This is a genomic window from Brevundimonas sp., from assembly GCF_031082345.1.
Classification (GTDB): Bacteria; Pseudomonadota; Alphaproteobacteria; order Caulobacterales; family Caulobacteraceae; genus Brevundimonas.
On sequence record NZ_JAVHLH010000225.1, the window covers coordinates 1 to 4,564 of the forward strand.

Sequence of the window (4,564 nt, forward strand, 5' to 3'; positions counted from 1 at the left end):
GGCCCTGGCCGCCGCCGCCGCCGCGCGCGCCGAGGCCGAACAGGCCCGCGCGGCCGCCGAACAGGCGCGGGCCGAGGCCGAGACCGAGCTGCAGGGCGGCCGACGGATGGAGAGCGTCGGCCGCCTGACCGGCGGGCTGGCCCACGATTTCAACGCCGTGCTGGGCGTCATGACCGGGGCGCTGGACATGATGCTGCGCCAGGCCGACGACCCGGCCCGGGTACGCCGGATCGGTCAGGCTGCGTTGGCGGCGGGGCAGAAGGGCGAACTGCTGACGCGGCGCCTGACCGCCTTTTCGCAGGGCGACGACGAACCCGTGCTGCGGGTCATGGACGCCGGCGTGTTGCTGCGCGGCCTGGAGAGCCGGCTGCGCGAGCTTGCGGGACCCGGCGTCGACCTGATGATCGAAGGGCCGGCCGAAGCCGCTCCGGCGCGGGTCGATCCGGTGGCGTTCGAGGGCGCGGTCAAGGCCCTGACCCGCAACGCGGTCGAGGCGGTCGACGGGCAGGGATCCGTGGCCGTCCGGCTGGAGACGCTGATGGAGGGCGGCCTGCGCCTGAGCATCCGCGACAGCGGCCCCGGCATGGATCGGGATATGGCGGCCCGTGCGGTGGAGCCCTTCTTCACGACCCGCGAGGGTGCGGCGGGTCTGGGCCTGTCGCAGGCCTACGCCTTCGCGCGGCAGTCCGGCGGCGTGCTGTCGATCGACAGCGCGCCGGGACAGGGCGCGGAGGTCTCGATCACCCTGCCGGCGGCCCCCGCCTGATCCCTTCCCACGCCTGATCCCCGGCCCCGCTGGCGCCGTCGGCCTGGCGGTGTAGAATGGTTAACGGGCCGTGGGAGGGTCGATCATGAAGGTGTTGCGTTTCGTCGTGGTGCTGGCGGTTCTGGCCTATGCCGGATGGCTGGCCTGGCCGTTCCTGTCGCCCTTCTTCGAAGGGGCCGGCCCCGAGGCCGCCACGATGCGCGCCCGCGCGGAAGCGGAGGGCGGCGGCGCGCTGTTCGGTTTCCTTCCGGCCTGGACGCTGTGGGCCGGCGCCATCGTCCTGTATGTGATCTCCGCCCTGATGCTGGGAGCCGGAAATTCGAAGTCCGCCGTGGCCTATTTTCTCGCCTTCCTCGCCGACGCCGCGCTGCGGCTGGCGCTGGACCAGCAAGGCGGCGACGCCGCCCGTACGGGTCCGGCCACGATGTCGGCCCCGGAGGCGGCCTCGAGCCTGCCGATGGACCCGATCTGGCTGACGCTCGGGGCCTTGGTGGTGCTGGGCCTTCTGGTCGTGGTCGCCGGCCGTCGCATCCGCCGGGCGCGGACTCCGGGCCAGCTCGCTTACTAAGGCGCGCCCCGCCGCCTATATCGGCCGGAACGGTTGACGCGCACCGGCGCGCCGCTAGGTTCCGCGCGCTCCCCGCGCCCCACTGAACGAGAGACCCGATGGCCGAAGCCGCATCCTCCACCGCCCCGTATGACGTCGTCATCATCGGCGGCGGCCCCGGCGGCTACAATGCCGCCATCCGGGCCGGTCAGCTGGGGCTGAGGGCGGCCTGCATCGAGATGCGCGACACCCTGGGCGGCACCTGCCTCAACGTCGGCTGCATGCCGTCGAAGGCGCTGCTGCACGCCTCGGAGCTGTTCGAGACGGCGACGACGGAATTCCCGACCCTCGGCATCGAGGTCGGCGCGCCGAAGCTGAACCTGGCGCAGATGATGGCCCAGAAGGCCGACAGCGTGGCCGCCCTGACCAAGGGCATCGAATTCCTGTTCAAGAAGAACAAGGCCGACTGGATCAAGGGCCGCGGCCGCATCATCGGCAAGGGCCAGGTCGAGGTGACGGCCGCCGACGGTTCGAAGACGGTGCTGACGGCGAAGGACATCGTCATCGCCACCGGTTCGGAGCCGACGCCGCTGCCCGGCGTGGCCTTCGAGGACGGCAAGGTGGTGGATTCCACCGGCGCCCTGTCGCTGCCGGCCGTGCCGAAGCATCTGATCGTGGTCGGGGCCGGGATCATCGGCCTGGAGCTGGGCTCGGTGTGGCGCCGGCTGGGCGCGCAGGTGACGGTGGTGGAATACCTCGACCGCATCACCCCGGGCATGGACAGCGACGTCGCCAAGGCCTTCCAGCGCGCCCTGACCAAACAGGGCATGAGCTTCAAGCTCGGATCGAAGGTGACCGGGGCGAAAACGTCGAAGGACGGTGTCGATCTGACCGTCGAGCCGGCCGCGGGCGGCGCCGCCGAGACCCTGAAGGGCGACGTGGTGCTGGTCGCCATCGGCCGCCGTCCCTACACCGAGGGCCTGGGGCTGGAGACGGTCGGGATCGAGACCGACAAGCGCGGCTTCCTCGCCAACGACCATTTCCGCACCGGCAAGGACGGCGTCTGGGTCATCGGCGACGTCACCTGGGGGCCGATGCTGGCGCACAAGGCCGAAGAGGACGCCGTGGCCGTCATCGAGCTGATCGCCGGCAAGGCCGGGCACGTCGACTACAATCTGGTGCCGAGCGTGGTCTACACCGTCCCGGAGGTGGCCTGGGTGGGCCAGACCGAGGACCAGCTGAAGGCGGACGGCGTCGCCTACAAGTCCGGCAAATTCCCGTTCAGCGCCAACAGCCGGGCCAAGATCAACCACGAAACCGAGGGCTTCGCCAAGGTGCTGGCCGACGCGACGACCGACCGCATCCTCGGCGTCCACATCCTCGGCCCCCAGGCGGGCGAGATGATCGGAGAGGCCTGCGTGGCCATGGCCTTCGGCGGCTCGGCCGAGGACATCGCCCGCATCTGCCACCCCCACCCGACCCGCTCGGAAGCCGTCAAACAGGCGGCCATGGGCGTCGATAACTGGACGATGCAGGCCTAGCCGGTCCGCCTCAGGCCGCGGAAGGCCATGCGCGAGCGGCCGAAGTCGAGCGTCACCTCGCGGAAGCGGTAGAGCAGATCGGCGCCGATCAGCAGGGCCGGGCGCTCGACCAGGTCCAGCACCTCGAAGGCGTGCAGATCGGCGAACAGCAGGGGCGTCGGCCCGAGCCGCTGGGTCCCCAGACGCAGGTCGCGGACCTGGCCGCTGGCGGCGGCGAGAACCTGGCCGGTGACGCCATAGACGGTGACGCGCTGCAGCCCGGCCGGATCACCCCCGACCGATCTGAGCAGGGCCAGGTTGCCGATCGAATACTGGGCCCCGGTGTCGACGAAGACGTCGACCTCCCGGCCCTCAACCAGCCCGGTCAGGATCAGGACGCCAAACCGGCCGTGCCGGGCGGGCCGCTCCTCCGTCCGCAGCCGCGTCGCCCGGTAGCCGGCCGAACCGACGGCCACGACGTCCGGCCCCGAGGGTCTCATGCGGACGTGGCGTCTGGCGATGTTCAGATCCAGCCGGAACCGCCCGAGCACGTCCAGACCGAGCAGGCCGTCGGCGGCGATCAGCCGGCGCGGAAAGATCGGCGCCTCCAGATCGTGGATACGCCGCCCGCCGAGACTGAGCCGGTTGATATGGACGGTCGGGGCGAGCTGGGCCGCGGTCAGGCCGTGGACCAGCACCGGGGGGCGCGGCGGCAGACCCCAGGTCTGGGCGAGATCCTCGGAGATGACGGTGCGGCCGGCCCCGGTGTCGAGTACGAACACCGCGCCGCGGCGCCCGTTGATGGTCACGCGCAGGGCCATGCGGGTCAGCAGATTGGCGAGAAGGCGGGGTTCGCCGCCCTCCGGGTCCTGGCCGAAGAGGGGCCCGGGTCCGGTCGCGACAACGCCGGCCAGGCCGAGGGCCATGGTCCGCCGGTTCAGGATCGGGATCGCACCGTCCGCCAGAGCCGCCTCCCCGCGTTCTGAAGCGGCAGTCTAGGCGCGGGGATGGGCCGATGCATAGGCGTCGAGCAGGCGGGCGGCGTCGACGGCGGTGTATTTCTGGGTCGTCGACAGGCTGGCGTGGCCGAGCAGTTCCTGGATCGAGCGCAGGTCGGCCCCGGCCCCGAGCAGATGGGTGGCGAAGCTGTGGCGCAAGGCGTGCGGCGTGGCGCTGGCGGGCAGTCCGAGCCGGCCGCGCAGACGCTGGACGGTGGCCTGGACGTGGCGCGGGCTCAGCGGACCGCCGCGGCGGGCGCGGAACAGGGCGTCGCCGGGCGCCAGCGGGAAGGGCTGGAGGGCGAGGTAGGCGTCGATGGCGTCGCGCACGGCGGGCAGGACCGGGGCCAGCCGGGTCTTGCCGCCCTTGCCGGTGATGCGCAGGGCCTCGGGCAGGGGGGCGTCGGCCCGGGTCAGGGACAGGCCCTCGGAAATGCGCAGGCCGCAGCCGTAGAGCAGGGTCAGGACGGCGCGGTCGCGGGCCGCTTCCCAGGGCGCGGCGTCGGGATCGGCGCCGGGCTCCTGCATCAGGCCGCGGGCCTGGTCCTCGCTGACGGGGCGCGGCAGGGAGGCCTTGACGCGCGGGCCGCGGACGAGGGCGAGCCGGGGCGCGGGCACGCCGCAGCGGCGGTCGAGGAAGACGTGGAAGGTGCGGATCGCCGACAGGGTCTGGCTGATGGAACGGGCGTTGAGGGGGCGGTCGCCGGAGCGGCGCTCGGCCAGATGGGCGCGG

At 72.5% G+C, this 4,564-nt stretch carries 5 protein-coding genes; 3 read left to right on the forward strand and 2 right to left on the reverse strand.

Features of this window, described 5'->3' with window-relative positions:
• The 3 genes from RDU12_RS12685 to lpdA form a co-directional block, all read left to right on the forward strand.
• Nucleotides 1-766: ATP-binding protein (locus tag RDU12_RS12685; RefSeq protein WP_308684925.1), on the forward strand; the 766-nt coding region annotated here is incomplete at its 5' end.
• Between the two features lie 85 nt (nucleotides 767-851).
• Nucleotides 852-1,334 carry a hypothetical protein gene (locus RDU12_RS12690; protein ID WP_300292145.1) on the forward strand — a complete coding sequence of 161 codons (483 nt, stop codon included), beginning with the start codon at nucleotides 852-854 and terminating at the stop codon, nucleotides 1,332-1,334.
• A gap of 98 nt (nucleotides 1,335-1,432) precedes the next feature.
• A complete protein-coding gene (gene lpdA, locus RDU12_RS12695) occupies nucleotides 1,433-2,854 on the forward strand; it encodes a dihydrolipoyl dehydrogenase (RefSeq protein ID WP_300292147.1) in 1,422 nt (473 codons plus the stop codon).
• Here the strand turns inward: lpdA and RDU12_RS12700 are convergent.
• Complete coding sequence (locus RDU12_RS12700) at nucleotides 2,851-3,759, reverse strand: retroviral-like aspartic protease family protein (RefSeq protein WP_300292149.1); 909 nt, start codon at nucleotides 3,757-3,759, stop codon at nucleotides 2,851-2,853. The genes lpdA and RDU12_RS12700 overlap by 4 nt on opposite strands.
• 69 nt (nucleotides 3,760-3,828) lie before the next feature.
• A partial coding sequence (locus RDU12_RS12705; RefSeq protein ID WP_308684929.1) for a tyrosine recombinase XerC occupies nucleotides 3,829-4,564 on the reverse strand: 736 nt, incomplete at its 5' end.

Coding starts and splice junctions, on each gene's coding strand:
- RDU12_RS12690 (WP_300292145.1), top strand. CDS start 852: ATGAAGGTGTTGCGTTTCGTCGTGGTGCTGGCGGTTCTGGCCTATGCC.
- lpdA (WP_300292147.1), top strand. CDS start 1,433: ATGGCCGAAGCCGCATCCTCCACCGCCCCGTATGACGTCGTCATCATC.
- RDU12_RS12700 (WP_300292149.1), bottom strand. CDS start 3,759: ATGGCCCTCGGCCTGGCCGGCGTTGTCGCGACCGGACCCGGGCCCCTC.